Annotated in this window: 1 protein-coding gene; it reads left to right on the top strand. The window is 44.3% G+C overall.

The window, feature by feature from the left end; all coding sequences use genetic code 11:
- Positions 1-431: 431 nt before the first annotated feature.
- Positions 432-2,903, top strand: a complete 2,472-nt coding sequence (locus AAIG11_RS17740) for a copper amine oxidase N-terminal domain-containing protein (RefSeq protein ID WP_343187538.1) — start codon at positions 432-434, stop codon at positions 2,901-2,903.
- The last annotated feature ends 63 nt before the right edge of the window (positions 2,904-2,966 follow it).

The raw sequence follows: 2,966 nt of genomic DNA, 5'->3' as shown, positions 1-2,966 counted from the left end.
GCAAAAGCTGCTTTTACAGTATCAGACTTGTCACGCATTTGTAACAAGGCTGTAATGGTATTCACCCGAAGGGAAGGGTATAATGTTAGATAGCAGACGGGAAAGCAGAAGCGAGGGTAAGTGGAGAATGTAGACCGGCAGTTCATGTGCCCTACTTTACAATCCTGTTACAAACCCCGGCTTTTGGTTGACCCACTGCACCTGCGGGTGATATAATCACTCGTATGATGGAGGGTTGTGCAGTTCACCCTTCCTTTGGAGCCGGTTGAGAGGTGCTGCTTCCTGGTACTTCGCCGGAACCTTGAAGGAGAAGCTTCGAAACCTGGATCGAAAGGAGGGAGCCGAACCAATCACTCAACATCACATGGGCTGAAATCAAACAGCCCGCAGGCAGTACAGAACGACAACATCGAAAAGGAGGCAACAAATTAATGAGAAAGAATATCGCATTAGTACTTGCGCTCGTAATGATTCTGTCATTGATCCCAATGTCAGCATTTGCAGCCAGTACCAACAGAATGGTAAGTGTTCCTATGGTCCGTAAAGACCAAACGTTTGCACCTGTAGCATCAAGTGTTTATGCTCCTGCAGCTACTGCACTGTTAACTGGTGATCAAACAGCACCATTGCTGGGTATTGAGGAAAAAAGAAGTGACTTTACCTCAGTTGGAAACCCTGATGAAGTTGCTTTTAGACTGAGACTGAATGAAAATGCTGAATGGCCTTCAGCAGTAAATGGCAAGTTCTTTGATTTTGAAGGAAGACAGACAAACTCTAACGGACCCGTTAGCGTGTCTCGCTTAGGAAGCAAAGAAATCGAAGTCAGCTTTTCAGTTGCAGACTGGAATGCATGGATTGAGGACAATGATCGAGAACTACTTTTTCCGATCGTTGCCAAAGTAACAGGTACTGGCGACGCTGTTGTTACCATTGATCCATGGGACAACAAAATTACTGGTGGAAGCCTGACGTTTGCCACTGTTGGAACTGGCAAAACAACTTCAAGAGCTGTCACCAGCCCTAAGTTTACTGAGCGTGTGACACTAGGAAACATCATGATCGACGAAACTTCAATTGGAACTTTATCTGCTCAAGAAGAGTTCACATTGACACTTCCTCGTGGATTCTACTGGGCTAACTCTTCAGAAAGCACAGATTGGGACCAAGCTGGAACAGATAATGCTGTAAACCCTCAATTTAATGTAGCGGGCGGATTCAGAGGAAATTCTGTTACAGTAGAATCATTCATTCGCGGATCAGCAGGCGATAATGAAGAGAGAGGTGAAATCACACGAAACCCAAGAGTGCTTGTAGTTCAGGTTGATGGTCTTGCGGCTAACCAAGCTCGTGGAACATTAATTTTACAAGGACTTGAAATTGTCGCTGAGAGAGATGCGCGATTTGGTGATGTGGAAGTAACGATTGAAGGTTTAGGCCGCACAGATAACTATAACAACAACGTTTCAAGACAAAACTTTAAAGTAGCTGAAAGAGTTGATTGGCTGGTTAAGGTTTCTGTAGATGGCGATCCAACTGAAATTCTTGCAGGATACTTGCCAGTGCAAAACGACGGTGCGCTCTCAATGTACGATGATGAAATTAAAATGGCTACAATCATCATTGAAGAAGAAGTGCCTAATGCTTGGTTAGTACAACGCACTACAGTTGTTGAATTGCCGAGCTGGGCAAGCATTGCGAACCTGCGTGTAGAAGAAGTGAAAAACATGAATGTTCCTGCAGGTTACCAGGAAGATGGTGAAAGCCGAAATGCAGCAGCAGCAAGATATTTAGAGGAGCAACTTCTTAAAGATGGGGAAGACACAATCCTTAAAGACAATAAAATCGAATTTTCTTTCCCAGGTGGAGTCGTTGCAAATGAAAAAGGTTATGTTGAGTTGACTCTGTGGGTAACAGCAAGAGCCAATGCGGCTGGTGAGATCACAGCTCAAGTAACTGGCAGAAGCATGCCTCAAGAACAAACAGTTGTTATCGGAGAAGCTATTGCGCCTGTAATGGTAGAGGTTGAACCTCAAAATCTGGTAATTGGTATCCAAGATCAAATTCTTAACGATATCGTTATCACAGAAGCGCGTGCAGGTGCACTTAATGATGATGGCTATTTAGTACTTGCTCTTCCTTCAGGTCTAGGAACATGGAAAACTTTTGACACAATCCTTGTTGACAATCCTAATGAAGGCGTAGAGATTGATGAAGATGAAGTGACCATTGAAGGTAACATGATGTACATTCCTATCGAGAATGCTGGTTACGAAGCAAGTAAAGTTACTGTAGTTGGAGCAACTGTAACCTTGAACAGAACTCCTGCAAAAGGTGACTACAGCTTGAGCGTTGGTGGATTCTCGCTGGTAAGAAACAATATCTTTGAAGGTACAGCAGGCCCAATGAGAGATGTAAGAAGAGAAGCAAGAGGCGGCGGAAGCACAGAGTTCTTTAGACAAAACTGGGTTGTTGAGCCAGTTGTTGCTACAGTTGTGAGCCCCACAACTGATGAGCCTATCGGTATCACACCTAAAGCAGTTTCCTTCACAGTAGGTCAAACTGGCTTCACAGTGAACGGTGAAATGAACATGATGGATGTTGCTCCTTATATCAGCAACGACAGACTGATGATCCCCGTTCGTTACCTGGAAGACATGTTTGGTTCCAAGCCTCAGTGGAACGAAGCCAGCAGAACTGTAACTGTTGTGTACAAGAACGTTGTATACGGCATGACCATCGGAAGCAATGTGATCACTGCTAATGGTGCTCCTTTCTCCGAAATGGATGCAACTGCTGAAATCGTAAACGGCAGAACTTTCGTACCTGCTTCCAGATTTGCTCGTGCCATGGGCGTTGAGTACACATGGGATGCAGCTTCACAAACAGCTACTTTTCAGCAATAATCAGTAGCTGAATCAAGAACTTAAAAAGCAAAAGAAAAGAGCCCTTCAAGGGCTCTTTTCTTT

The sequence above is a fragment of the Anoxynatronum sibiricum genome (assembly GCF_039414295.1).
GTDB lineage: Bacteria > Bacillota > Clostridia > Peptostreptococcales > Tindalliaceae > Anoxynatronum > Anoxynatronum sibiricum.
This window is presented reverse-complemented; position numbering and strand designations above follow the sequence as displayed.

Coding starts and splice junctions, on each gene's coding strand:
- AAIG11_RS17740 (WP_343187538.1), top strand. CDS start 432: ATGAGAAAGAATATCGCATTAGTACTTGCGCTCGTAATGATTCTGTCA.